General features: G+C 59.4%; 23 protein-coding genes. 6 read left to right on the top strand and 17 right to left on the bottom strand.

What is annotated here, in order from left to right; all coding sequences use genetic code 11:
- Nucleotides 1-438: 438 nt before the first annotated feature.
- The 4 genes from ACQK2L_RS23825 to ACQK2L_RS23840 form a co-directional block, all read right to left on the bottom strand.
- Nucleotides 439-1,557 (bottom strand): glycosyltransferase, encoded by a 1,119-nt coding sequence (locus tag ACQK2L_RS23825; protein WP_425399545.1) that lies wholly within the window; start codon nucleotides 1,555-1,557, stop codon nucleotides 439-441.
- Nucleotides 1,554-2,258: a hypothetical protein gene (locus ACQK2L_RS23830; RefSeq protein ID WP_425399546.1), complete on the bottom strand. Its 705-nt coding sequence runs from the start codon at nucleotides 2,256-2,258 to the stop codon at nucleotides 1,554-1,556. Before ACQK2L_RS23830 ends, ACQK2L_RS23825 begins: the two co-directional genes overlap by 4 nt.
- A 95-nt stretch (nucleotides 2,259-2,353) precedes the next feature.
- The gene (locus ACQK2L_RS23835) at nucleotides 2,354-3,169 is read right to left on the bottom strand and encodes a hypothetical protein (protein ID WP_425399547.1); all 816 of its coding nucleotides are present in this window, start codon (nucleotides 3,167-3,169) and stop codon (nucleotides 2,354-2,356) included.
- On the bottom strand, nucleotides 3,166-3,987 hold the full coding sequence (locus ACQK2L_RS23840) for a hypothetical protein (RefSeq protein WP_425399548.1): 822 nt from the start codon (nucleotides 3,985-3,987) through the stop codon (nucleotides 3,166-3,168). Before ACQK2L_RS23840 ends, ACQK2L_RS23835 begins: the two co-directional genes overlap by 4 nt.
- Before the next feature lie 304 nt (nucleotides 3,988-4,291).
- On the opposite strand from ACQK2L_RS23840, the gene ACQK2L_RS23845 reads away from it, so the two are divergent.
- On the top strand, nucleotides 4,292-7,642 hold the full coding sequence (locus ACQK2L_RS23845) for a S41 family peptidase (protein ID WP_425399549.1): 3,351 nt from the start codon (nucleotides 4,292-4,294) through the stop codon (nucleotides 7,640-7,642).
- A 15-nt stretch (nucleotides 7,643-7,657) separates the two neighbouring features.
- Here ACQK2L_RS23845 and ACQK2L_RS23850 read toward each other — a convergent pair whose 3' ends face one another.
- Complete coding sequence (locus ACQK2L_RS23850; protein ID WP_425399550.1) at nucleotides 7,658-8,530, bottom strand: hypothetical protein; 873 nt, start codon at nucleotides 8,528-8,530, stop codon at nucleotides 7,658-7,660.
- Nucleotides 8,531-8,909: 379 nt separating this feature from the next.
- Here ACQK2L_RS23850 and ACQK2L_RS23855 point away from each other — a divergent pair, with 379 nt between their 5' ends.
- Both ACQK2L_RS23855 and ACQK2L_RS23860 read left to right on the top strand, forming a co-directional pair.
- Nucleotides 8,910-9,380 carry a hypothetical protein gene (locus ACQK2L_RS23855; protein WP_425399551.1) on the top strand — a complete coding sequence of 157 codons (471 nt, stop codon included), beginning with the start codon at nucleotides 8,910-8,912 and terminating at the stop codon, nucleotides 9,378-9,380.
- Nucleotides 9,381-9,958: 578 nt separating this feature from the next.
- Complete coding sequence (locus ACQK2L_RS23860; protein WP_425399552.1) at nucleotides 9,959-10,612, top strand: PEP-CTERM sorting domain-containing protein; 654 nt, start codon at nucleotides 9,959-9,961, stop codon at nucleotides 10,610-10,612.
- Nucleotides 10,613-10,633: 21 nt separating this feature from the next.
- On the opposite strand, the gene ACQK2L_RS23865 is transcribed toward ACQK2L_RS23860, so the two are convergent.
- The 3 genes from ACQK2L_RS23865 to ACQK2L_RS23875 form a co-directional block, all read right to left on the bottom strand.
- Entirely contained in the window at nucleotides 10,634-11,518 is an 885-nt protein-coding gene (locus ACQK2L_RS23865; RefSeq protein ID WP_425399553.1) for a polyphosphate kinase 2 family protein, read from the bottom strand.
- 142 nt (nucleotides 11,519-11,660) lie between these two features.
- Nucleotides 11,661-13,169 (bottom strand): arylsulfatase, encoded by a 1,509-nt coding sequence (locus ACQK2L_RS23870; protein WP_425401123.1) that lies wholly within the window; start codon nucleotides 13,167-13,169, stop codon nucleotides 11,661-11,663.
- 228 nt (nucleotides 13,170-13,397) lie between these two features.
- The gene (locus ACQK2L_RS23875) at nucleotides 13,398-13,661 is read right to left on the bottom strand and encodes a response regulator transcription factor (protein WP_425399554.1); all 264 of its coding nucleotides are present in this window, start codon (nucleotides 13,659-13,661) and stop codon (nucleotides 13,398-13,400) included.
- A gap of 275 nt (nucleotides 13,662-13,936) precedes the next feature.
- On the opposite strand from ACQK2L_RS23875, the gene ACQK2L_RS23880 reads away from it, so the two are divergent.
- Nucleotides 13,937-14,146 (top strand): PEP-CTERM sorting domain-containing protein, encoded by a 210-nt coding sequence (locus tag ACQK2L_RS23880; RefSeq protein ID WP_425399555.1) that lies wholly within the window; start codon nucleotides 13,937-13,939, stop codon nucleotides 14,144-14,146.
- A gap of 203 nt (nucleotides 14,147-14,349) precedes the next feature.
- Nucleotides 14,350-14,757 carry a hypothetical protein gene (locus ACQK2L_RS23885; protein ID WP_425399556.1) on the top strand — a complete coding sequence of 136 codons (408 nt, stop codon included), beginning with the start codon at nucleotides 14,350-14,352 and terminating at the stop codon, nucleotides 14,755-14,757.
- A 56-nt stretch (nucleotides 14,758-14,813) separates the two neighbouring features.
- On the opposite strand, the gene ACQK2L_RS23890 is transcribed toward ACQK2L_RS23885, so the two are convergent.
- Together ACQK2L_RS23890 and ACQK2L_RS23895 are read right to left on the bottom strand one after the other, a co-directional pair.
- Nucleotides 14,814-15,353, bottom strand: coding sequence for a hypothetical protein (locus ACQK2L_RS23890; RefSeq protein WP_425399557.1), 540 nt, complete (start codon nucleotides 15,351-15,353; stop codon nucleotides 14,814-14,816).
- A 111-nt stretch (nucleotides 15,354-15,464) separates the two neighbouring features.
- Nucleotides 15,465-16,817 carry a DUF1598 domain-containing protein gene (locus ACQK2L_RS23895; protein ID WP_425399558.1) on the bottom strand — a complete coding sequence of 451 codons (1,353 nt, stop codon included), beginning with the start codon at nucleotides 16,815-16,817 and terminating at the stop codon, nucleotides 15,465-15,467.
- Between the two features lie 410 nt (nucleotides 16,818-17,227).
- Between ACQK2L_RS23895 and ACQK2L_RS23900 the strand changes: the two genes are divergently transcribed.
- Entirely contained in the window at nucleotides 17,228-19,267 is a 2,040-nt protein-coding gene (locus ACQK2L_RS23900; protein ID WP_425399559.1) for a sigma 54-interacting transcriptional regulator, read from the top strand.
- A gap of 8 nt (nucleotides 19,268-19,275) precedes the next feature.
- On the opposite strand, the gene ACQK2L_RS23905 is transcribed toward ACQK2L_RS23900, so the two are convergent.
- The 7 genes from ACQK2L_RS23905 to ACQK2L_RS23935 all read right to left on the bottom strand — a co-directional run bounded on the left by ACQK2L_RS23905 (nucleotide 19,276) and on the right by ACQK2L_RS23935 (nucleotide 25,359).
- Nucleotides 19,276-20,661, bottom strand: a complete 1,386-nt coding sequence (locus ACQK2L_RS23905; protein ID WP_425399560.1) for a serine hydrolase — start codon at nucleotides 20,659-20,661, stop codon at nucleotides 19,276-19,278.
- A gap of 77 nt (nucleotides 20,662-20,738) precedes the next feature.
- Nucleotides 20,739-21,155 carry a VOC family protein gene (locus tag ACQK2L_RS23910; RefSeq protein WP_425399561.1) on the bottom strand — a complete coding sequence of 139 codons (417 nt, stop codon included), beginning with the start codon at nucleotides 21,153-21,155 and terminating at the stop codon, nucleotides 20,739-20,741.
- A gap of 232 nt (nucleotides 21,156-21,387) precedes the next feature.
- Nucleotides 21,388-21,846, bottom strand: a complete 459-nt coding sequence (gene ndk / locus ACQK2L_RS23915) for a nucleoside-diphosphate kinase (protein WP_425399562.1) — start codon at nucleotides 21,844-21,846, stop codon at nucleotides 21,388-21,390.
- Between the two features lie 268 nt (nucleotides 21,847-22,114).
- Nucleotides 22,115-24,166: a recombinase family protein gene (locus ACQK2L_RS23920; RefSeq protein ID WP_425399563.1), complete on the bottom strand. Its 2,052-nt coding sequence runs from the start codon at nucleotides 24,164-24,166 to the stop codon at nucleotides 22,115-22,117.
- Between the two features lie 107 nt (nucleotides 24,167-24,273).
- Complete coding sequence (locus ACQK2L_RS23925; protein WP_425399564.1) at nucleotides 24,274-24,546, bottom strand: hypothetical protein; 273 nt, start codon at nucleotides 24,544-24,546, stop codon at nucleotides 24,274-24,276.
- Nucleotides 24,547-24,644: 98 nt separating this feature from the next.
- Complete coding sequence (locus ACQK2L_RS23930; RefSeq protein ID WP_425399565.1) at nucleotides 24,645-25,142, bottom strand: hypothetical protein; 498 nt, start codon at nucleotides 25,140-25,142, stop codon at nucleotides 24,645-24,647.
- Nucleotides 25,117-25,359 carry a hypothetical protein gene (locus ACQK2L_RS23935; protein WP_425399566.1) on the bottom strand — a complete coding sequence of 81 codons (243 nt, stop codon included), beginning with the start codon at nucleotides 25,357-25,359 and terminating at the stop codon, nucleotides 25,117-25,119. The genes ACQK2L_RS23930 and ACQK2L_RS23935 overlap by 26 nt, the downstream gene beginning before the upstream one ends.
- Nucleotides 25,360-25,365: the final 6 nt, after the last annotated feature.

Here is a 25,365-nt window from a genome sequence, read left to right on the forward strand (position 1 = left end):
AGTATTCGCCGAGTCTGTTCTACCATGCCTGGTGTAAGAAAACGACCAGGAAAATGGTCGGTGAGCAGCGAATTGGAAAGCTATTTCGCAACCAAATTCACCCTCCCCCCGGGAGGGTCGCCGCTGCATTTGCGGCGGGGAGGGCGAGCCACACAACACGACGAACCTTCCACAGCCCCTGTGCGTCACCTGTCATCCTGAGGGAGCCTAAGCGACTGAAGGATCTCACGGGGCCAGCCGGCGACGCCCTCGCCAACTGTGCTTCGCCACGGACGAACCCAGCGCGACCGCGACACAACGAAAGTGCTTTGAACAGGAGGCCGCAGAGGACACAGAGAACAAACGAACCGTGAACGCCGGTCGCGTCGGAGGTTTGCCCACGAATCCACGCGGATTTCGCGAATAGAAGACCGCAACTGGGCCGAGATCACAACTCGCTCACTTCCCCAGCAACTTCAAATTCTGCTCCGCTCGACTCTTGTACTTCTCGACCGATAACAACTGCCGGAAGCACTCCCTGGCGCGGCCCACTCGGCCGAGGCTGGCGTAACAGACGCCCAGGTTCAGCACCGCGTCGCCGCGCATGATGTCGGGCTGGAAGCTGTAGCCTTTGTCGTAACGCTCGCTCTTGCCCAATTCGATCACCCGCTCCAACAGCTCCGCGCTCCGCGCGAAGTCGCCCGACTGGTATGCCCGCAGCGCCAATTGCCATAGGAGCGGCACCGCATTGGGAAAATGCTCCAAGGTGAGCCGCGCCGCATCGTCGTGCGACAGCGGAAAGCCAACGGGCAAGGTTTTCGCGGCCAGTAACTGTTCTAGCAGTGTCGCCAGCAGGCTGCGATTGGCCAACGCCTCTTGCGGATTATCGCGCACAACTCGCGCTGCCTCGGCAACCAGCGCGACACCCCGCTCGTCGCGGAGCTTCAGGTAGGTGCGGCCCAGCTCCACCAGATAGTAAAACTGCCCCGGCCGGTCTTCGAGTTCCAGTTCCATGAGCCGCGCCGCCCGCGTGAGCTTCGCCAGCTGGTCGCCACCCGCGTACCCGTGATGCAACAGTTCCACGTCCGAGTCGCGCAGCCGCAGCCCCGACTCTTTCTCGATCGATTCGATCGGCGTAATGAATTTGTGATGAATCCGCCCCACAAACCGCAAGTCGGGCCGATTGCGAAACAGCCGCACGTGCAGCATCTTGGTGTAAGAGTCGCTCTCCGGCCCGTACAGATCGCGCCGCAGAACCATGTAAGCCAGCGCCGCTGGGTCGGCGATGCTCTTGCGCACGGCGTCGACACTCGCTGGCAACAGCTCTTCGTCCGCATCGATCTGCAATATCCACTCACCCTGCGCTTGCTCGATGCAGTAGTTGTAAGCCGCCGAGAAATCATCGCACCACGCAAAGTGTTCGACGCGCGCCCCCAGCGACTTGGCTATGTCGATCGTCGCGTCGTCCGACCCCGTGTCGACAACAACCACTTCGTCCACCACCGGCAGCACCGACTCGATCGCCCGAGCGATGGCCGATTCTTCGTTGCGAGCGATGATCGTGGCGGAAAGTTTCACTCGGATTCTCCGCGGGATCGAGCGTAAATGGCGATCATGCCGAACGTTGTTACAAGTAGAACGATTGAGGTTGGCTCGGGCACGATCGTTACGTTGGCGGTTCCTGCGAAACGGGTTGGTCCAAAAGCGATTAGTGTTGCCTCACTGCCGTAGTCTGCTAAGAGTGGCCTTTGACTATAGCCTTCGGGGTATTCAGGGATATCGGTAAGGAACTTTGAAGAACCAACGAGTTCAGCGAGTGTCGTCCAGTTCCAATGGTGAAGCCCCCGAGCAAGTTCTGCAAAATACTCGTCGACAAGTTCATCTTCTGAGCTTTCCGGATGCCACGGCCGCGCAAAGTCGATAAGTTCCTCCCACGACTGTTGGGTGTCGATTGGTGAGCTGTCGATGTAGGAAACGACTATTCCATGCTCTCCATCGAGTTCGTAGATTCCACCGACTGCAAAACCAATTTCAGCATTCCCGCCGGGTTGATAGTATTCAGGGGTGTCGTCAAGATAGAAGCCACTCGAACCTGGCAGGTTAAGTAAGAAAGTGTGAGGCTCGTCGGCACTGAGTGAACCGAGGGGATAAGCGTTTGCACCTGTCGCATTGTTCCCAAAGTACACAAAAGCATCCAACAGATCATGCGCCGGAGTGACCTCCACCTTGAATGTGATATCGGCCTCCGCTTCGCCGCCCCAGGCAGTAGCGAGGCCCAATGCGACACAAGTGGCCGTGGCCAGCGTACGCGGCCGCCGAGGCCGCAAGAATCGGCCAAGCTTGTTCCAGAGCCAGGTCCGCCAGGTTGTGAACTTCATTGGGCTCGTCCTTGAGAGAGTTTATTGCCACCGGTCGCCAGCGTCATGCAGGCAAACGCGACGACGTAGAACACCGACTGCGGCTCGGGCACGATCGTGACGATGGCCGTCCCGGCGAAACGGGTGTCGCGGAAGCTGATTAGCGTGGCTTCTTTGCCGTAAAGCGTTAGGTACCGTTCGTCTCGGTACTCCTCAGGGACCGACCGAGAATTGTTGTATGACTCGGTATAACCATGGTAAATGTAGGGGATCACCATCGACCAGTAGTCTGGCTGCTCCATCGACACACCAAGGTACTGATCCGCGACCTGCTCTTCGCTATCATCAAACCCCAACAAGGGTGGCGCACTCGCGAAGTCTTCCCACGAGCCCCCTTCGTCAAGTAGTAACCGGTCGGGCATCGAAACGGTTATTCCGAAGTCCTCGTCACGCTGATATAGTCCAGCGACCGCGAAGCCAAGTGGGAGCTTACCACCGTCTGAAAACAAAGTCTCGAATCTAGCAGGAGAATGCTCAAGTTCTGCAGGCGTAAGCGTACAAGTCGATTCATGTGGCTTACCGCCTTCGAGTGGTCCCAGGGATCGAAGAGTTGGAGCGGTGGCATTGTTCCCAAAGTACACAAACGCATCTAGCAGATCATGCGCGGGAGTGACCTCGACCTTAAAGGTAATATCCGCCTCCGCTTCACCACCCCACGCGGTAGCTAGCCCCAACGCAACACAGCCGGCTGTGGCCAGCGTGCGGGGGCGTTTGCGTCGCAAGAATCGACCCAGCTTGTTCCATAGCCAAGTCCGCCAACTTGTGAATTTCATTGTGCTCGTCCTTGAAAGAGCCTGTTGCTACTGGTCGCCAGCGCCATGCAGGCGAACGCGACGACGTAGAACACCGATTGCGGTTCCGGCACAATCGTGACGATGGCCGTTCCGGCGAAACGGGTGTCGCGGAAGCTAATGAGCGTAGCCTGCTTACCGTATGCGGTTACATGTTGCTGTTCGCGCAAGTGCTCGTTCAGTTCGTAGTAGTTGAACACCGTCGTGTAGCTTTGATAGATGGTTTTAAGTGAGGTTTCACTCAAGCGGTATGTTGTGTCTTCTAGTGCTTCGAGATATTCGTCTACGACTTCTTGCTCACTCGGAATGACCACTAATCCGCTGATTGGTGAGTCTGAGAGATCAAAGAGCCCCTCCCAAGACTGGCGCGTTTCTATTGGGCTGTCGGTAGGAAGTGATAACGCTAATCCAAATCCATCCTCGCGTTCGTAAATCCCCCCAACTCCAAAGCCTGCGGGAAAGCTCCCACCGTCTTCGTAGTACTTCGGAGTGTCGTCAACGAAAGTACCTGGAACGCCTGGATATCTTTGAACTAGCGTGTAGGTATCGCCCGCTTTGATGGGCCCCATCTGGAAGATTCCGCCTCCAGTCGAATTATTCCCATAGTACACAAACGCATCTAACAGATCATGAGCAGGAGTGACCTCCACCTTGAAGGCAATGTCAGCCTCCGCTTCACCCCAAGCGGTGGCAAGCCCCAACGCAATACAGCCAGCCGTGGCCAGCGTGCGGGGGCGTTTGGGCCGCAAGAATCGGCCAAGCCGGTTCCAGAGCCAGGTCCGCCAAGCCGTGAACTTCATTGTGCTCGTCCTTGAGTTTCAGATTCCGTCCGCTGTGTGCGTAGGATACCACGGCTCGCTTAAGGGGGCCAACCTTGATCGTGGGCTTTGTTGGTGTTTGGGGTCCGTGTTTTGCACCACGCTTTTTCAAAGGCAGCCCTCCCCGCGGCTGATACCGCGACCCTCCCGCAAGCGGGAGGGTGAATCGCTCGCCCGCACTCGCCCCCAGCGCGAAAGTGGCTAGCCGCCGCCGTGGCTGTTATACTGCAGTTCTTACCTCTATTCCTACCTTTGCATCCCTCCTTGATTCGCCTCATTTGAAATCATGATCCACAGGCTCTTTGCTGCGCTGGCCGTGCTGTTGTTGGCGGCTCCTTCGTTTGCCAATCATGCAATCCAACTTCCCAGTCGCCCTGCGCTTTCGCCCGACGGCAAGCGGGTGGCTTTCGCCTGGAACGGCGACTTGTGGCAACTGCGACAAGGGCAGCGGTTCCCGCGGCGGCTTACTTCGCACGACGCGCGGGAGAACTTCCCCGTCTACTCGCCCGACGGCAAGCGAATCGCGTTTGTGAGCAATCGCACCGGGTCGGATCAGGTGTACGTGATGCCGGCCGCGGGTGGCGAGCCGCGGCAGGTGACCAGGCACACCGAAGGTTACCAGGTGCACGATTGGTTTCCCGACGGCAAGTCGCTGCTCTGCACCGGCGAGCGCGATCATCACTGGCGCGACGCGTCGCGGCTGATTCGCGTCTGGATCGACGGCTCGCGCGGCGAGCAGGTGCTGGCCGACATGGCGGCCGACGAACCCTCGCTCTCGCCGGATGGCCGGCGCATCTTGTTCAACCGCGAAGGCGAGCGGTGGTGGCGCAAGGGCTATCGCGGTTCGCGGGCCGCGCAGGTTTGGATGCTCGACGTCGAGACCGGCCGCGTGGTCGAGTTGCTGCACGACGAGATCGACTGCTACTGGCCCACGTGGGCGCCCGACGGGAAGTCGTTTTACTTCGCCGCCGGAGCGAGTGACGGATTCGACCTGTGGCAGGCGGACATCGCTCCCGCCGTGTTGGAAGGCAAGCAAGCGGATCCGGCAGTTACCACCACACGCGTTCTGCAACTCGACACCCACTCGGTGGTGTTTCCCACGGTCGCGCGTAACGCGCCCGAAGTGGTCTACCGCCACGGCTTTGACCTCTATCGGTGGAATGCCGAGGAAGGCGGCGCGGCGGAGGAGATCAAACTCATCGCGCGGGACGATCTGACCATCCCCGACGACCTGGTGCGGCGTCGACTCGATCGCACGTCGGACGTCGCCTTCTCGCCCGACGGGCTGGAGATTGCTTTCGTCGCCGGCGGCGACGTGTGGGTGATGGATACCGAGTTCCGCGAGCCAGCCCGCGTGACCGACACGCCCGGGCACGAGTCGAGTGTCGTCTGGGGGCCGAAGGGCGACTCGCTGTGGTTCACGAGCTCTACCGGCCCGCGCGTCGACATCTACACCGCCACCCGCGACAACGAGGACGAGTACTGGTGGCGCAACACCGAGTTCACCACCAAGCAGGTGACCGACGACTTGGCGGTCGAAAGTCGCCTGATGCTCGACCCGACCGGCAAGAGCTTGTTCTACTGCCGCGGCCTGGGCGACATTTGGGTCCGCAACTTGGAGTCGGGCGAAGCGCGGCGGCTGGTCGAAGGTTTCGATCCGCCCGACTACGACGTCTCGCCCGACGGTCGTTGGATTGCCTACTCGCAGGAAGACAACAACTTCAACAGCGAAGTGCACCTGCTGCCGATCGACGGTTCGCAGCCGCCGTACAACGTGTCGCGTCACCCCGACAACGACACCCACCCGCGATTCTCCCCCGATGGCAAGGTTCTGGCGTTCACCGGATTGCGGTTCGGCGAGGAGTCGGACATTTACTACGTGTACCTCGAGAACCGGCTGGACGAAAAGACGGCGCGCGAGCGAAAGCTGGAAGCGGCCCTGAAGAAGATGGAGAAGGAGCGCAAAGAGAAGTCGAAGAAGGACAAGCCCAGCGGAGAGGAAAAGAAGGAAGAGGGAAAAGAGAGCGCCGACGAAACCGAGGACAAGGAGGAAGCAGAGGACAAAGAGGACGCGAAGGACGAAGAGAAGCCAGACGTTGAGCCGATTGTTGTCGACCTCGAAGGCATCGAGCAGCGGCTGCATCGCGTGTCTCTTCCCGGCGTGGCGGAGCATGGACTGGTGTGGCTTGGCGGCGACAATCAGCGGCTGGCGTTCGAAGCCTCGATCGACGGCCGCCGCGGCTACTACACGATCCAGCTTCCCGACAAGCTCTCGGCGAAGTTCTTCACCGACACGACCGGCGGCTCCGCCCGCTGGTCGAGCAAGGCCAAGGCCATCTTCCTCAACTCCGGCGGCACGCCCACCAAGATCGACGGCAGCGGCAAGGTGACTCGCTACTCGTTCTCGGTGGTGCAGCAGTACTCGCGTTCCGCCCGCTTCGCCAACGGCTTCGATACCGCGTGGCGAATCATGCGCGACCGCTGGTACGACGCCCGCACCGGCGGCAAGAACTGGAACCAGATCCACCGCCGCTACCACGACGCGGCCGCTCAAGCGATCGACAGCCAGGCGTTCGGCACCATCGTCCAACTGATGCTTGGCGAGCTGAACGGCTCGCACCTCGGCTTCTATCCCAGCCAGGGGAACAGCTTCGACGCGCCGGACTTTCCCGACCGCACCGCGCACCTAGGCATTCGCTTCGAGGCCAACTCGAAAGGGCCTGGACTCGTGGTTCGCGATGTTCTCACCGATGGGCCGGCCGATCGCGAGGACGTCGAGATCGCACCGGGCGACATCGTGCTTGAGATCGATGGCATCGCGCTTGATCCCGACATGGACTTGGCCAAGGCACTCAACGGCCGGCCCGATCGCGACGTGGAGATCACCTTCAAGAAGCCCGATGCCGACGAGACGCTCACCGCCAAAGTCCGTCCCACGAGTTACTCGCGAGCGCGGGAACTCTTGTATCGCAAGTGGCTCGACGACTGCCGCGACCGGGTGACGCACCTCAGCGGCGGTTCGCTCGGTTACTTGCACATCCGCAAGATGGACATGCCGAGCTTCACCGAGTTCGAGCGGCAACTCTACGCGGCCGGGCATGGTAAAGAGGGGCTAGTGATCGACGTGCGCGACAACGGCGGAGGCTGGATCACCGACCTCTTGCTCACCTCGCTCACACAGCCACGCCATGCGATCACTGTGCCCCGCGATGGCAAGCCGGGCTATCCGCACGACCGCCAGGTGTTCGCCTCGTGGCACAAACCGATCATCGTGCTGTGCAACCAAAACAGTTTTTCCAACGCGGAGATCTTCAGCCACGCCATCAAGACGCTCGGCCGCGGCAAGTTGGTCGGCGTGCCCACTGCCGGCGGTGTGATCTCCACCGGCGCGGTTGGCGTGACCGACGTCGGCCGCATGCGGATGCCGTACCGCGGCTGGTTCGTCGTCGGCACGGGCGAGGACATGGAACTCGGCGGCGCGGTGCCTCACACCATCCTGTGGCCCGCACCCGGCGAACTCCCCACCGGCACCGACCGCCAGCTGACCGAAGCGGTCACGCAACTTCTGGTCGAAGTTTCGCAGCAACCCAATGACCCGCAGGTGAAGTATCGCTCGGAAGATGATGAGGCGGAGTAGAGTTGATTCACCCCCTCACTGGGGCGCTGCCGCATTCAACTTCTTCAACTTCATCACCGGCGTCGGATCAAAGAGTTTGCCGTCGAAGTTCTCGGCGACAAACTTCCGCCAAGCTTTCGGCTTCGCGTCCACGACATACACGTGGCCGATGTTCGCTTCCTGATCGGGGTCGTGACCAGCAAGCTTGTCTTCTTTGGTCGCCGTGGATACGAACTCGTAGTCGAGCACTCGCACTTCGAAGCCATCCTTTACCGGAGTGAGCTTCAACACGTTGTAACTGACCAACTTCGGATCCCACTCTCGCTCTGCCGACCAGAACATGTTCTGGATGTTGTCGTATTCCTCTTCCTCTGTTGGCTCCTCCTCTTCCTTCTCGGCGTCTACAATCTCCACAACAGTTGCTGGCTTCTCCTTGGGATTGGCGTATGGCATCTGCAGCAATAGGCCACCATCGAATGAGTCGACAAACACGACCGCGCGGAACTTCGCCATGTCTTCGCTCACTGGCGGTCCGGACTCGTTTGGCTCCTCAGCCAGCAGCAGGCAACCCTGTGGCACGCGGTCGTCGGCTGGGTGAAACCGCAGCACGGCACCTTTTCGGTGTTCGATTAACCTGCCGAGGAAGTACCGCGTTAGGTCGGCAATCGATTGCTCGCTCGCCTTCGCCTGCCGGAACTCCTCTTCCGAAATCACGTTCATCGGCTCGATCTGGTAGCGGCCGATCACCGTGTCGGACGATTTCCCTTCGGTGGGCGAAAACGTCGGGTACTTCACATCGATCAAGTAACAACCGCTGCAGGCAATCAACATCACCGCAAGGCCGAATCCTGCAGCGATCCGCTGGGCTCTGGGAAGTACATTACGCCGAGAGTTAGGCAGTCTAATCATCACTCGCCCCCAGGTTAGTTGGTTATGCCCATGTTGGTTCGCTCCAGCGAACATGGGTATTGCCCCGCGAAACGGCTCATTGGCCCAAAACTCCCACGCGGTGGCTCCGACGGCAAGCTGCAAACCGTTTGACAAGAGCACCTTACGGCGTCGAGTGCGTTCTCGACCTCCGCGATTATGCCCCTTCGATTTCGAGCACCTGGGACAATACTCCAATGCCCACCTACTAAATGTACCGAACTCGCCGGGGGCTTCTTTGTAGCACAGGGAGTGTAAGGAAACCACAACGACATGATATTCGCCCCTCGGCATCGGAGCTCTGGATACAATAGTACACAGCCAATCTCCTCGATGTCCCACTTCTCTTGAAAGTCCCCCCATGAACCGCGTCACTCTTGCTGTCCTGTCGTGGATACTGGCTTCAAGCCTCTTGGCCCAAACGCCGGATGCCGCGAGCCACGAGCCCGTTGATGATTCCGCGGCCGCCACAAGCGGCTCCTTCAGTCTATTTAGCACCGCCAATCTGACGGAGAACACGGAGAATCTGGTAAAAGCTTCGGCGTCGCTCGAACGATTTGGCGATTCGCTCGAGCGGGTGTCGGTTGCCTTGGTCGACGGGCTGGCGAGGATGAGCAGCGGGTTTGATCCGCTCGGCTATCAGGGCGCGTTTCGCACCATTGGCCAGCAGACCGAACTTATCCAACAGCAGCAAGCACAGATTTACGAGTTGCAGCAGCGCGAGATCGAGCGACTGAAGAAGGAAAACAAGCAACTGCAACGCCGAGTGGCGGAACTTCAGAAGCAGGATCGATCGACGAAACGCAAACCAGGTCGCAAACGTGGGAATTGAAATGAGTGATTTGGGGAACGTTCCGCCCCAGGTCTGATTCCGCCCCAATCCACCGCCGTCTGGTTCGTCGTCGGCACGGGCGAGGACATGGAATTCGGCGACGCGGTACCTCACACGTGGCCCGCGCCCGGTGAACTCTCCACCGGCACCGACCGGCAACCGAAGCAGAGCCCGAGTAGCAGGCCAACTTCATCCTCCCGCTTGCGGCGTGGATTTTTGTCCGTTTTGCCCCCCCCAAAAATCGATTCATGGGCCCAAAACTCCTTCGAGTCGGCCCTGACGGCACGCTGTAAACGGTATGGTGATATCACCTTACAGCAACGGACGCGATTCTGAACCGCCGGGAGTTTCGCCCCTTCGATTTCTCGCGATGGGATAATTCTCCCCACGGCGTCCGCTTCCGCCGACGCGCGTTTCCCCAGCACGTCTGCCTACGTCTTCCGATTAGTTTGCGAATGCTCAAGGCTGGATTTGACTTTATCGAATAATCTTCATGATAGTGCAATAACATCCGAATACACTATCGATCTATGGTCTATGCCATTTCGGGTGTGTCCTGAATTCCTGGGAGTGAGCCAATGTTCGGAAGACGAGTCTACGCCAGCCTACTGCTATTGCCCCTCGCGTCGGTTGCACTGATATCTCCAGCCGATTCCGCGACGCTGGCAACCAATTCGCAGTATGAATTTCAAGGGTCCTTACAGAGCATTCCTGCAAGTCTACAAGGTGTGCTTGATCCTTTTGAGACCATCGAGGGGTCGGTGGTGCTGGGAAGCCCCCCTCACCTGTCGCGACCTGGACTTGCGATGTATCCGCTATTGCAGCTGGAGTTCCAAGTTCGCGAAGCTCTGCAGTTTCACATGCAGTCCAGTACTTCAGAGTTCACCATCAATGACAATCTGACCTCGGATATCGTTTCTACTCAAGTTACTGTCAATGATCTGGGAAACACGGTACAAGTTCCCGGCACCCCACCTGTAGAGGAATTCCTCCTGCGATTTGTCTACCTTTCCAACCAACTCGCAAGCACGGAGCTCCAGCAGGAGTTTGTTAGTCCCTTGGGAGTCTACTCGGGTACCGTAGTTTTTGCAGGCGAGAGCGAGCCCTTGGAGTTTAGGATTACCGGGTTCACTCGCATACCCGAGCCAGGTGCGATCTGGCTGGCTGGTATAGGTCTACTGGGTGGCTTGGGACGTTGGGGATGGCAACGGTCCGGCTTCCCACTTCGCTAGCCACAATACGAGCGGTCGCGTTCAGTCGTTCTCCAACCGCTTGCGGTAAACTTGCAGTTCCGCGCGGCGGGCGTCGGAGACTTCGGGGTAGTGCATGTCGAGCGACTTGAGTTCTTCGAGCACGACTTGCGCCACGATCAGGCGCATGTTCCGTTTGTCGTCGGCCGGGATCACGTACCACGGGGCGTGCTTGGCGGCCGTGGCGTTGATGGCTTCCTCGTAGGCCTTCTGGTAGGCGTCCCAATGTTGCCTCTCAGAGACGTCACCCTCGCTGAACTTCCAGTTCTTTTCCGGTTCGTCGATGCGGGCGATGAAGCGGTCGCGCTGTTCGTCGCGCGACAAGTTGAGAAAGAACTTGATCACCCGGGTGCCCGAACGCCACAACTGCCTCTCCTTGTCGCGGATCGACTCGTACCGATGCTCCCAGAACTTATCCAAGTCACGGGTGCACTCGGCCGGTAGCTTTTGCGACTTGAGGATGATCTCGGGATGCACCTTCACCACCAGCACTTCTTCGTAATAGGAACGATTGAAGATGCCGATGCGGCCGCGTTGAGGCAGCGCCTTGTTGGTGCGCCACAGGAAGTCGTGGTCGAGTTCTTCGGCGCTGGGTTGCTTGAACGCATGCACGGAGATGCCGTGCACGTTGACGCCCGACATAATGTGCCGAATGGTGCCATCCTTGCCGGCCGCGTCCATCGCCTGAAACACCAGCAGCAAGCTGTATCGATCGTGGGCGTACATCATCCGCTGCAGCTCGTTGATTCCCTCCTTGCACTCATCGAGCATGTCGCGGTAGTTGCGTTTGTCCTTGTAAAGGTCCTCTATTTTGGTGTCGTGCTTCTTGAGCTTGAACTTGCCCTCGCCGGTCACGCGGAAGTCTTTGGGGTCGATAGCGATATGCATGATGAAACCCTTGGCCCAAAAAACAGACGACCGTGCCCGGCCTTACTATGTCGAGCATAGGGCCGAGCACGGTCGATGTGTAGTGGGGTTGTCCCAATTGGCGAGTCAACTGCAAGCGTTGTCTCAAATTGCATTACCGCAATTAGTTGTTGCCAGCCTCCTGCAGCTTCTTCATAACTTCGTCCAAGTTGAAGCTCGCTGGCTCCTGGCGAGGCGGATATTCCTTGAAGGTCTCCAGGAACTTGCCTGCGTACTGCTGAGCCGGCACCAACAGGAATGCATGCTCGAACAACCAGTCGTAGTAGGTATTGGAAGTGATGTCGGCCTGCTCGTAGGGATCAGCACGCAGGTCGAACATCTTGGGCAGGCGAAGTGGTGTGAATGGTTCGGCCCAGACTTGGAGCGTCCCTCTCACACGTTGCTCCAGAAATACCAGCTTCCAATTCTCAAACCGCATGCCGACCATCTGGCCATCGTCGTTGAAGTAGAAGAAGTCCTTACGAGGCGACTCGTCCGCCTCGCCTGTCAGGTACGGCAACAGGTTGTAGCCATCGAGGTGCACCTTGTAAGTCTTGCCGCCGGCTTCGTGCCCCTTAAGGAGCTTTTCCTTAATGTCGTCTTCGCCCACCGCCGCCAAGAAGGTAGGCAACCAATCGAGACCGCTGACGATGCCGTTGGATACGCTCCCCGGCTTGATCTTGCCCGGCCAGCGGATCACGCACGGCACGCGGAACGCGCCTTCCCAGTTCGAGTTCTTCTCGTTCCGGAAGGGGCTCAAGCCGGCATCGGGCCAGGTGTTCTTGTGCGGGCCGTTGTCGGTCGAGTACAGCACGATCGTGTTTTCGTCGATGCCGAGTTCCTCAAGCTTGTCGAGCAACTTACCGACGTGGTTGTCGTGCTCGATCATGCCATCGGCGTACTCGGTGCGCGACGTCAGACCGGGCTCGTCACGATGTTCTTCGCGGACGTGGGTGCGAGCGTGCATCCGTGTGGAATTGAACCAGCAGAAGAACGGCTTCTTGGCTTTGACCTGTCGCTCCATGAAGTCGACGGCCGCATCCGAAGTTTCGTCGTCCACGGTCTCCATCCGTTTTTTGGTGAGCGGGCCGGTGTCTTCGATCCGCCCATCGGCATAGCTGTGAATCACGCCACGCGGACCAAACTTCTTGCGGAACGCGGGGTCGCGGGGATAGTTGCGGTTCTCTGGCTCCTCTTCGGCGTTCAAGTGGTACAGGTTACCGAAGAATTCATCGAACCCGTGAGCCGTGGGCAGGAACTCGTCTTTGTCGCCCAGGTGATTCTTACCAAACTGGCCAGTGGCGTAGCCGTGCGGCTTGAGCAACTCGGCGATGGTGGGATCCTCTGCCTGCAAACCAAGGTCCGCGCCGGGAAGCCCCACTTTCGACAAACCGGTGCGGTAGGTGCACTGGCCAGTGATGAAGGTCGACCGGCCGGCCGTACAGCTTTGCTCGGCGTAGTAGTCGGTGAAGATCATGCCCTCGTTGGCAATGCGATCGATGTTCGGCGTGCGATAGCCGACCAGTCCCATCGTGTAGGCCGAAACATTGGTCTGCCCAATGTCGTCGCCCCAGATAACGAGAATATTCGGCTTATCCTGGGCAGTTGCGACGCCTGCGACCAGCAGACACATCGCCAGAACAGAAAAACGTCTGAGACAAAGCATAGAAACACCTCCCCGATTACTATCAAGCTGGTTGGCCACGGAACGAGAAACGTGTGGCCACTGTTCCCGAAGAACGACCCATACAGCCGATCCTACCCGATTAAGTGTAGGGGCTCTATCGCGAGGGGCAATGAAATCCTGCCCCGAATTCGACGAATTCTCGGACGTCCGAACAGCCCAGAACGGCGAGGAAGGCTAACTCCACCCGTCCTTTTTTCGACGAGCCTTCCGTTTTTCGGCCGGCGTCAGCGTTTCCGTCGACTTGGTGATCCGGTGCTTGATCGCCATCCGCGTCAGCAAGGCCACCTTACGAACGCCAAGCTTCGTCATGGCGTTGGTCCGGTGCGTGTCGACGGTCGACACGGCGAGGCCCAGGATGCGGGCGACTTCTTTATTACTGCAGCCCAGACTGATGAGTCGGACTACTTCCCGTTCGCGATTTGTGAGTTCGATTGCCATGGTTGGCGGTTTTACACTAAAATTTCACTTCGGCAACCCGGTGCGGCTCACCGCAACCCCTCGGTTGGGTGGGTCAGAAACCTCGCCCCGGTTGTCGGTAAACCACCACGGCGAACCACGCACGACGCCCATTAGCCTGACACGAGAGCGTTCTGCTCTCAGGAACTTACATGAAGTGCTCCGGAACACGTTTCCGGATAGTGGTAGACGGTGGTTGCGCTATTTCATCCCGGGGTAGGGCTGACGATCGAATTCGTCAGACAATCTGCCGCGCTATGCTGCAAGCTCGGAACCAGCGACCTGACGCTCGACATTCGCGAGATCCAGTACTTTTGCAACGCGCTCGCTTTACCGTCGGCTCGCACACCGGCTCGCCCCTGGTTCAAGTTCCCGAGCCAGCAAGCAGTCTACTGCTGCTGGCGACCGTGAGGATCGCGGCGACCTCCCTCGTGCAGCGAAAACGTCATGCTTTCCTATCAATGTGAAACTCTCCCTCACGCCCGCAAGTTGTCGCCCACCCGGCCATTTACCCTAATCGGTCGATGACGGAGCATTGCAGGTCGCGAGGTTTCGAGAATTCATGGAGTATTCACCGCAGGATGGACGAATTGATTGCAGAATGTTGCGGGGACAATGCAAGCGTACGTCACAGGCAGAAACCTGATGCCGTTGGCCGCTGGAGCGCCGGATGTCGACTGCCCAAACTTCGTCCCAAATCATCGTCGATGCGCTGTGGAAGCAAGCGCACTCCACGGTCCAGCTTCCCCCCACCATGGAGTTACACTCTCCCCACGCCAAATCACCGCCTAAAATCCACACAGCCCTCCATTCCTTCGATTGGTACAAGTGGCAAACTCGCTGCATTCTGCTGTGTGGCGAGACCCTGTTCGGCATTCTCTCGCGCGACCTCTCGCGCTCCGGCATCGGATTCTACTCGCCCATTGAAGTCCGCCCTGGCGAGACCGCCGAGGTGGTACTGCCCAGTTTGCGTGTGCTGAAGATCAAGTCGCTCCACTCCACCAAACTCAACGACGTGTGCTACGAGTGCGGCGCCTGCTTCCGAGGCAACACCGGAGCTTCTTCGGCACCAGCCTGAGTCCAGGCGAGCAGGTCTGGTCCTGGTGGCCGGGTTTTGGAAGTTACGCCGCCAGGTTACTGGCTGAGCCAGCTGAGAAAGAAGTCTTTGGCCACCGGGTCGACGCCCCGCATGTCGATCACGTGCGACCCCAATCCGTATTGGGCGACGACGTACTCGCCGATGCCCATTTGGGCCACGGCCGCGTATCCGCTGTAGACAAACTGGCCCACGCCAAACGCTGCGGCCATGGCCGCCTGGCCTACAGCCAAACATCCGGTAGCGGCTTGCCCGAACCCGAAGCCAACACCCAGAGCTAGCTGCCCAATCGCCACTAGGCCAACGGCCATCTGACCGATAGCCAGCACCCCCGTCGCGCGGCGACCAATGGCCAGAATTCCCACAGCGTGGATGCGTCTGCCGGTTTCGGGGCACTTGCCCCAAGTGATGTGCACCAGCGGCAAACGGCCGAAGCACACCGTGGAAGTGTATTCCGCGAACATCGATCCATCGGAGTACATGAATCGCCGCCACGCTCCCCGTGGCGTGCGGGTCCACTCGTAGTCGACCGGCTGTTTCAGCAGGTTTTCGCCAACAGCTGGCGTGGCTGCGTGCATGCGTAGAGTTCCCAAGCGGTTTCCGGCGTGCGGATTCTTGGGACGCGAAACGAGTTCTCGGTGCGTGGGCCAAACCCAACGCACCGATTCGACTCTATCAGCCTAGTTGCCTTATTTCGCGTCCCACCACCACTGCTTTTCGCTGGCGACGCGGTTACCTTGGGAGGCAGCGGCGATCTTTTCCGTGCTTTCGCTGTGCGAGAGAATCTCACCCGGCAGGATCTGCACACCGCCCGACGCGCTCACCAGCATTTGGCCGCCAGAGCGGATCAGCGTGGTTTGCGTCGACACCTGCTTGGGAGCCGCGAACTGGTCGACCTCAAACTTGCCAGCCAGCCAAGGCATCTCCAGCCCGACCTGCTCGGCCAGGCCTTCGTGCACAATCAGCGTGGTGATCACGGCCAGATCCATCGCGTTACGAAGGCTACCGAACGACGAGTCCTTGTCGGCCAACTCCTCAAAATTCGCCGTGAACGAATCGGCCCACTGCTGTGCCGCAGGGCCGGCCTTGCTGCTGCCGGTCTTTTCGCCTTGGGCGTTGAAGTGGTCTTCCTCGGTCATGCACTTCACGCCTTGACCGCGAAGCTCCCACGCCAAGCCAGCTTCGTCACGTAGCAGCGGCTGGTAATCGGTCGCCAGCCACCAACGCGGCGTCAGATTTTTCGTCACGCGCTTTCGCTCTTTGCCCACGATATCCAGGTAGTTGGGCATGTCCTTCACCGGCGAGGGGTCGAATCCCATAGCCAGCCGCTTCATGCGAAAGTCGGCAGCCACCAGCGTGCGGGCGAAGTGCGAGCTGTCGGGCACTCCGGTTACGGTGATGGTCTGATAGCCCATGGCGTCGGCAATGGCCTTGGCGGCGCGCTGGGGCGACATGTTCGCGGTAAGTCGCCGCTGGACCTTTTGGTAGTTGGCCATTCCCTGCTGCGTGGGATTGATCGAGCAACTCATGCCGGCTCCGGGTTGCGCCATCGCGGCACGCAGCGCCACCATGAAGTCGTCGAGCGCCACGACCGGACGACCGGAGGTTTCGCCCACCACGGTGCCCAGCGCGTCGACACGCCAACCTTCGGCGGGCCCGGCCAACACGATGTCGCCGATTTCGGGATAGACCAGCACGTACTGCACACGCTGCAGACCGCCCATCAGCATCACTTCATCGGGCACTGGCAAGCCGGCTTCGCTCTTCTCGGCGATGATCGCTTCAATCTGGCGAAGTGAGATGAAGCGCAAGTCGCTCTTTTTCGCCAAGTCACCCGGCACGGCGTCGAGGCCATTTTTCCAGGCGGCCTCCAGTTGCTGAGGATCGCCGATCTCGGGGTTCGACAACACGCCCTCGGGATCGATGCTGACGCCTCCCACGGCGTTGCTGCGGATAAATCCTCCCGCAAGTGTCGGGTGCTGAGCTAACAGCACAGCAGCTATGGCCAGGGCCAGCAGGCTGAATCGCGGCATGAATCGCATCTCATTCTCTCCGGGGTCTCACAGGCGGCCGCGACTGCGACGGTCTGGTGGGGTTGAATATGGGGTGCTGAGGCGGGCAGTGCCCTACTGGCGCTGGTTGTCGCGTCAGCCCATCTACAATAACTGCTAAGTTGGTAGCTCGCAACAAGTTTCGTTCTGCACCAAGCGGACAACCGACTCCTGGACGGTGCCCTGCGTCCGCTCAACCGATTCTCCCCTCAAACGCCGAAAATGGGCAACACCAATTCTACGTAAGTTCTGTCTATCAGCCCATTTCCGTACTTCAGGCTTGCTCACTTGGGTATGATGAGAATAGGCTGAAAGGGTTGGCGGCAAACGGGGGGCCGCGGCAGCCCAGCCCCGTTGCCGAAGCCCGGCTCCCGAATCGCAGGAATCAAACGAACTATTCGATGACCGCCTACCTGGTTATTCGCGAAGGCTCCAAGTGGACCGACGTTTTTCGTCTGGTCGAGGGCGAGTCGGTGACCATCGGTCGGGCGCCCACCAATGCGATCGTCGTCAAAGACGAGCGGTGTAGCCGGAATCACGCCGAAATCTTCCAGGTCCAGCACCAATGGACCCTCCGCGATCTGGATAGCCGCAACGGCACCCAGGTCGACGGATCCGCAATCAAGGTCGACTACCACCTTGAGCCCGGCGACATCATTCGCATCGGCAACTCGCACCTGGCATTCGTCGACAACCTGTCGCACGCGTTTCCCGATCCCACCAGCGTGCTCCGCAAGTCGCACCCGATCGGCGACGAGTTGGATGTGCTCGACCCGGACGATGACGAGAGCGTGTTCGAACCGGTCGAGCCCACGCAGATCACCCACCGCCGCGGGCAGAGTCGGTTCCTCGAAGCCCCGCCCCCCGGCGAAGGCGAGGACGAGGTCGCCACGCCCAAAGTGGGCCGCGCGGCCGCCAAGCTGTGCCGCCTGGCGTTTGAGTTGGCCAAGACCACCGACGTTGTCTCGCTGGCCAACAGCGCGCTGGGCGCACTGTTCGAGAGCACCCAAATCGACGCCGGCGGACTGCTGCTCCGCGGTCGCGACGCACAAGGCGGTCGGACGCTCGAAACGCTGGAGGTAATCGCCTCGCGCAGCGAATCAGCGCACAAGTACCACCGCGTGAGCCAGTTCCTCGCTTCGACCGTGATGCGCGATGGCCAAGGCGTGCTGGCGCGGAACGTGATGGACGACAGCCAACTCGGCGCACGCGACTCCAGTGGCGACATCCTGGCCACCAGCGTGATCTGCGCGCCGATCCGGCAAGACGGCAAGGTGCAGGGCATTCTGCATCTGTACTCCACCGACGCCGCGCGGCCGCTAGATCCCGACGATCTGGAGTTCTCGCTGGCGGTGGCCGACACCGTGTCGATGACGCTGCAAAACCTCGACCGCCGACAAGAGTTGGCCGAGAATCTGAACTTGATGCGGGACGAGAACGTCCAACTGCGCGAACAACTGGGCGTGCAGAGCGAAATCGTCGGCGGCAGCGAAGCCATGCATCGCGTCGCCCAACAAATCGGCCGCGCCGCGCCGAGCCGCGCTACCGTGTTGATCCGCGGCGAGAGCGGTGTGGGCAAGGAACTGGTCGCCCGAGCGGTACACTTCTCGAGCCCCCGCAAGAAAGGCCCGTTTGTGTGCCTGAACTGCGCGGCGCTCTCCGAGACGCTGCTCGAGAGCGAACTGTTCGGACACGAGAAGGGCGCGTTCACCGGCGCCACGCATCGCAAGGTCGGTAAGTTCGAGCAAGCGAACAAAGGCACGCTGATGCTCGACGAGATCGGCGAGATGAGCCCCACCATCCAGGCCAAGTTCCTTCGCGTCCTCGAAGGGCATCCTTTCGAGCGGGTCGGCGGCGCCGAAGCCATCAAGGCCGACGTGCGGGTGATCGCCGCGACGAATCGCGACTTGGAAAAGGAAGTTTCCGAAGGGCGCTTCCGCCGCGACCTCTACTTCCGTTTGCACGTGCTGGAGATCGTGGTCCCCGCGCTTCGCAAGCGGCCCGAAGACATTCCCGAGTTGGCCAAGTACTTCCTGCATCGCTACAACGCCGAGACGGGCCGCAAGATTCGCGATTTTACTCCGCGGGCACTCGAAGAGCTACAACAGTACCGCTGGCCCGGCAACGTGCGGGAGATGAAGAACGTGATTGAGCGGGCGGTGGTGCTGGCGCGGGGCGAGTTCATCGACCACGACGACCTAATCCTCTCCACGCTGAAAACGGCGGGCGATACCGAAACCGGCGGCAGCGCCAGTCACTCGGGCGACGACTTCACGCCCTGCTCGCTGGCCGAGATGGAGCAGCAGCATATTCTGCTCACGCTCGAATCCACGGGTTGGAACAAGAGCAAAGCCGCGTCGATCCTGGGCATCGAGCGATCGACTCTCGACCGCAAGATTCAGCGGTACGAACTGCTCGACCGTCGTCAGACCGCCAAGTAACGCGGTTGTTACTCTTCGATTCGCTTGGCCGGGAGTTTGAGGCCATTCTGGTGCAATGTAAGCGACGTGCAGTTCCCTTCGTCGTCGACCTCGAACACGATTTTGGCGTCCACCACTTTGTAGAACCACTCGGTTTCGCTGCGCGGATGCACTCGCGCCTTGCCTTGGCCGGTGCCTTGCACGTACAGCTTGCCGTCGTCGCTCGTTACGTCGAGCGCGAACACCGGCGCTAGCTGGTATCTGCCCACGTACCGATCGAGCACCGCTTGATCGACCTGAATCGGCTTTTCGAACTTGCGCGGTTCGACCTTCACCCCCGCGAGCATCTGAATCGTCTGCTCGGCTAACACATCGAGTTCACCCGTCGCGGTGTTGGAAAGCACCACAACCGCGGCGTTTATATCGCGATTGACGAACATCGCCGAGTGGTACCCGCCCGTCTGACCGTTGTGCCAACGCGTGGTTCCATCGCGGGCGATGTGCCAAGCGAGCCCCATGCTGAAGTCGCCGGCGCTCAGTGGCGGTTGATGTTCTTTCCACGAAAGCTCGAGGGCCTCGCCGATCTCACCTTCCGGTGGCGACAGCGCGGCCGAGGCCAGCTTCAGCATGTCGCTGGCCGTACTTCGAATCCCCCCTGCTCCCGCCAGTGTGGGCAAGTCCCAATTGGTCGCCGCGTCTCCGTCGGCGTTGTGTGGCTGGGCAAGGCGCGACTTCTGGTCTTCGCTCAAGGTGATGCGCGTATCGCTCAAGCCCAGCGGCCCGGCGATTCGATCCTGCAGCAATTCCTCGTACGACTTCTCGGCCTCCAGCGCCAGCAGGTGGCCGAGTAGTCCCATCCCGAGGTTGGAGTACTCGGCCCGCTCGCCCGGTTCCCGATACAAACGGTAGCGACCCAAAAAGTCGTGTAACTGCTCGACCGTGTAGTCGGCGTAGGGATTCGTCGGATCCTGGCGGGGCATATTGAACGGAATTCGCGGCAACCCGGAACTGTGCGTCGCCAGGTGCCGCAGCAGTATCTGGTGGTCGCCACGGGCCGGCATGGTCACGCCATCGGGCAGCAACTCTCCGGCGGGTTGGACGAGCTTCACGCGCCCCTGCTCGACCGCGTCGGCGAGCAGGATGCCCGTGAACACCTTGGTGATCGAGCCGATCTCGTAGAGCGTATCGCCGTCAGGCGTTTGGTCGCCGTCACTGGCCATGCGGCCATAGCCGAGCACCACGGTTTCGTCATTGTGGACTACGCCGACCGTCATCCCCACCACGACGCCGCTGTCGACATAAGGCTGCGCCAAGCGATTGACGCGATCGGCCAAGTCATCGGCGAGCACTGACGACGTGGTTAAAGACACGAGCAGCAAGACGACCAACGGGCCGGCGATGCGCGCAATACTCATCGTTTCCACTCCTTCGCATTGAGGACGTTGGAGTCTACTTCGCCACGAAAATGGCGATATTGGAGCCTGCAAGAAGTTTACTTGGCGAACAACTGCCGCTCCATATCGGCAAACGCCTTGAACTCCAGGGCGTTGCCGCTGGGATCGTAAAAGAACATCGTCGACTGCTCGCCCGGCTCACCGGCGAAGCGGGTGTGGGGCTCGATGACAAACTCCACACCGGCGGTCGCAACACGCTCGGCCAGCGCGCTCCAGTCGCTGGGCGACAGCACCACGCCGAAATGCGGAACCGGCACTTTATCGCCGTCCACCGGATTATGGTACCGCGCCGCCTCGTAGCCGGGCACGTAATGCACGACGAACTGGTGCCCGTACAGATTAAAGTCGACCCACGCCTCGGCGCTGCGGCCTTCAGCGCAGCCAAGCAGTTCGCCATAGAACTGCCGAGCCGCCGCCAAGTCAGAAACCGGTACTGCCAAGTGGAAGGGATTCATAAGAGGCTACCAACGAAATGGGGTTTGCATGTTGGGCGCTCTGACCAACACTGGACGTAACTCGCCTCGCGATTCCGCGAGGCACATGGTCTCCGCTTAGGGCTCGGCAGCAGCAAGTGTCTTCGTCTCGTCAAAGTCTCACGCAAGCCATTTGCAAGCGTACTCAATCGGCACTGCTTCAAATAACGGAGTGTGGGACACGGTGTTGAATCTGTTCTCCGCGTTTCAATGGCTACTCGTCCGCAGCCCGCAGCCACGGCGCGATGGTCGGCGTGTTGTCCACCAACTCATCGGCCTTGAAGTACAGGGCGATTTCGCGCTCGGCCGCTTCGGGGCCGTCGGAGCCGTGCACCAGGTTCATCTGTCGGCTGCTGCTGTAGTCGCCACGGATAGTGCCGGGCGCGGCCTTCAAACCGCTGGTGGCGCCGAGCATCTCGCGGACCACGGTAATCGCTTCCAGTCCCTCGAGTACGGCCGCCATGATGGGACCGCCGGTGATGAACGACTCGAGCGTCGGGTACCACGCCTTCTCCACATGCTCGGCGTAATGCTGCTTCGCCAGATCCGGCGTGACCTGCATCAGCTTCATGCCGACAAACGAGAGTCCCTTGTCCTCGAACCGCGAAATGATGCTGCCCATCAGGCGGCGTTGAACACAGTCGGGCTTCAGCAGAATAAGTGTGCGCTCCATGGCGGGATGTTCTCGTACGAGTAGGAATGGTGTAGGGTGGGAAAACCGCGATTTTACGTCGCGCACGGCCCAGGTTCAACGGGCCTCGCAGCCCATACCCTGTTGGTCATTTGGCCCTTCGTCATTTGGCCCAACTCAGACCCTTTCCACTTCATTGAGACTCGGTCCACCACTATGCCCATCCTCGGCGCCCACATGTCAATCGCCGGCGGCTACTACAAGGCCGTCGAAGCCGCTGAAAAGGCGGGCTGCGATTGCGTGCAGCTTTTTACGCACACCCCTTCAAATTGATGTCCTGCAATCCCCACTCGATTCGCTCTGCGTCAATCGTGTAGGTCCAGCGACCGGGACGATCCGTCTTGCGTGGTCGCGATGGCTTAGCCTCGGCGGCGTGCCATTCGCGATTCCAATACAGTATCAACTTCTCGAACAGTCGCCGCAACGCTTCGCCCTTCGCTCGCGCTTCCATGTTCGGCCAATCGACGAGCAAGTCACCGTATTCGGCAATGCGTGAGTCGTCCGCGTCGTGAATCGCCCTGATCTTGTCGCTGAGGGGCATCGTACGCGATTCCCACTTATCTAGTTCGGCTTCGATCTTCTCAAGTTCCGCAGACAGCACGACTCGTTGTCGGTCGCTGGCGTCGGCTTTGGCAATCGTATACTTGGTGTGCTTGTCCTTGAGGCCTTCAACTTGTTTCGTCGCCTTGGCAATGGCGTTGCATTCGCAGTCGGCAATCGCCTTTTTGAAGTCGCGGAATTCGACGGGCAGTTTGTCACGGTAGCGACGGGACAGTTCGCCCGCATTGTAGAACTCGTCGGCACAGCGTTTGATTTCCGATAGCTCCTTGCTCGTCAGGTCGTAATGCTCCTTGAAATACGCAGTCAGCGCGATCGTACCGTCCTTGACTGCGGCGGCCATTTGTTCGAGGGCCTCGTCGCTGGCGTCCTGTAGATGCTCAAGACGGAGTGTTGTGCTTTCGGGCGTTTCGATACCCTCGGGCACGTTGACGGGGATACCCAGCTCGGCAGCTTTGGTGAGCAACATTCGCTCAGCATCGTCGTGGGCGATACGATGGTATCCACATTCCTGGGGATTGCCGACCGTGCGGGCGTTGACGTAGCTGGAACAGACATAGACAACCTTATTCCCGTTTTCGGTACGCCCGATCATGCCTTTCCCGCAATGACCGCACACCAGCAACTGTTTCAAATAGTAATTCGGGTTCCTCGGCGCGAAGCTAGTGCGTTGTTGCTTGCGGTCGGATTGTTCGCTCGTGATCTTCGCCTGTGCAAGTTCCCACGTCTTGCGGTCGATCAGAGGTTTGTGGGTGTCCGGCATGACCATGCGTTCGGATTCGTCGCGAGGTATCGCCTTGTTGCGAGCAGTGTCCTGGCGTTTCCGATCTTTGAACTTGAGTAGGTTCCCATCCTTATCGAACGAACAGTAGACGCCGCTTTGAGTCTTACCAAAGTGAGTATCGCCGGCGTAAGCGGGATTGAGCAGGATCTCGCGAACCAGTGCAGGCGTGAACGGCTTCGCGTAGTACTGCCGTCCTTCATCGTTCAGACGCTTTGCGATGGCGCGACGGGACAGTCCTGCCCGGGTGAACCAATCGAAGATGAGTTTGACCGATTTGACGTACTGCTTATCGCGGTGCGGTATCAACTTGGTGATGCCGCGTTCTTTCTTAGCACGCGGTGGGATCTTCGTGTCCTCGGCACTCTCCGTCAGCTTACCGTTGGCGTTTGCTAGGTAGACACGCCCGATCGTTCTTGAGGAAGGATGAAACTCCCATCGCAGTTGAGCGTTGACGAAGTACACTTTGCCGTATCCGAAGGGGTGACACCCCGTCGGCCACGAACCAACCGTCTTGAAATTATCGACTTTGGTTCGTGTCGCGAATGTCGCGGTGTCTTCAAGTTGCTTTTTGTTCGTGTGGGCACCCACAAGTCCGGTAATCTCGGTGCCGATGTCGTCAGATGTTAGTTCTTTTCGCTCGTCGAGATCCCACAGTTCTGTATCGTGGTCACGCAGGATGCCGATGACACCAAACCAATTAGATGAGTCCGTTTGCCCGAAGCGATTAGCTTTCTCCACGAAGATGATACCGATTTGATCCTGCTCGACGAGCGCGAGCAAACGCTTAAACTCAGAATCGTTACGAACCACGCGACGGGATGCGGTCGTATGGAACCAATGAACGCTATGTGGTTCCTCAATGCCCTGTTCCGCGAGCATCTTCTTGATATTGCTAACCTGTGCTTTGTCTTCCTGAGCGTCGGTCGACTTCCGAACCCAAACCACGTTGCGACGAGCCATAGTTCATAGCCTCATTTCGTAGCCAAAGTGTAAGTAAACGAGGGCGACACGCAGCTGAGGCTACGAAAATACTGCTACGCCGGGGGATCAATCCCGACGCGTCGCCCTCATCGCCTATGGAACCCGAAGGTGTCGTAACCTTGTGGGGCACCGTGTATCAACTCAATCTCTATGTGCTTGCAGTCGCGGAGCAATCGGTACGTGACATACTCTGCTGCTGCCGCTTGTTTCGGCGTCATCGGTTTGAATTTTCCATCACAACCAGCCAATCGCTGTACCTCACGCAACATCCGTGGGCGTCCTCGCCACGAACCATCGTCGAGGTACAGTAGTCCAAACGTTTCGCCCAGCTTCGGGATGGTCACACGTAGTCGAAACATCGTTGGTACCAGTTAAAGGTGACGTCCGGGGCAAGTCGAGGAAACGCGAGCTCGACCGTTCGGTCGGTTGCACAGACCTAGCCCCGGCGTCACCGACCCTATACTGTTCGCATTCCACATCCAGCTCTGATCGAACAAGCACCTTCCGTATGAGGCAACAACGCCAAGTGGTTTGGTAGCAAACCACGTCCGACAATTGCACCAGTCGAATTGCGTGTGCTGCTGTCGGAGATATACAGTCCAGTGCTAACCTCAACGGTCTGACTACTACCAATCGCCTGCAGCACGTTAGGTGCGATGGCTTCGAGCCGCTGAATGTCGAGCCACGCCTCCGCGTTTAACGCGTGGCCATTCATTGCAGCATTGAACACCGTGCCGACACGTTGGCTGTCGTGTACCTGGGGTGTGCCCGCAGGCCCCATGGGTGGGTGTTCCAGTAAGATCGGCACGCCATTCCACAGCGAAGCCGTGGCAGCCAGTTCGTTGTAGCTGTATTCAATCAGGCCGTTATTGCCCTCGTGTTCACCTACGACCAGCAAGGTCGCAGGGAACACGTAGTGCGGACGACCTTCAAGCGTTCTTACCTTCCCAGTCATAGTCGGGTAGTCCTATCCCAAGTTGGTCATTCTGAGTGACATCGGTAGGCCACCCAAAGTCCGATGCCGTCGGCACTCCGAGAGCTTCTTGCTTTTGGTTGCAATTGCATGCCTCGTGAGTGACATAGAGCACGGTGCTGTGTTGTGGTCCATCGCCGGATGACTTCATCGCCGCTTCGTACTCGTTCAACGCCAAAACTGCTTTCTCGCTCAACATGGCGAA

The organism is Aeoliella sp. (assembly GCF_965227375.1).
In the GTDB taxonomy this organism is placed as follows: Bacteria; Planctomycetota; Planctomycetia; order Pirellulales; family Lacipirellulaceae; genus Aeoliella.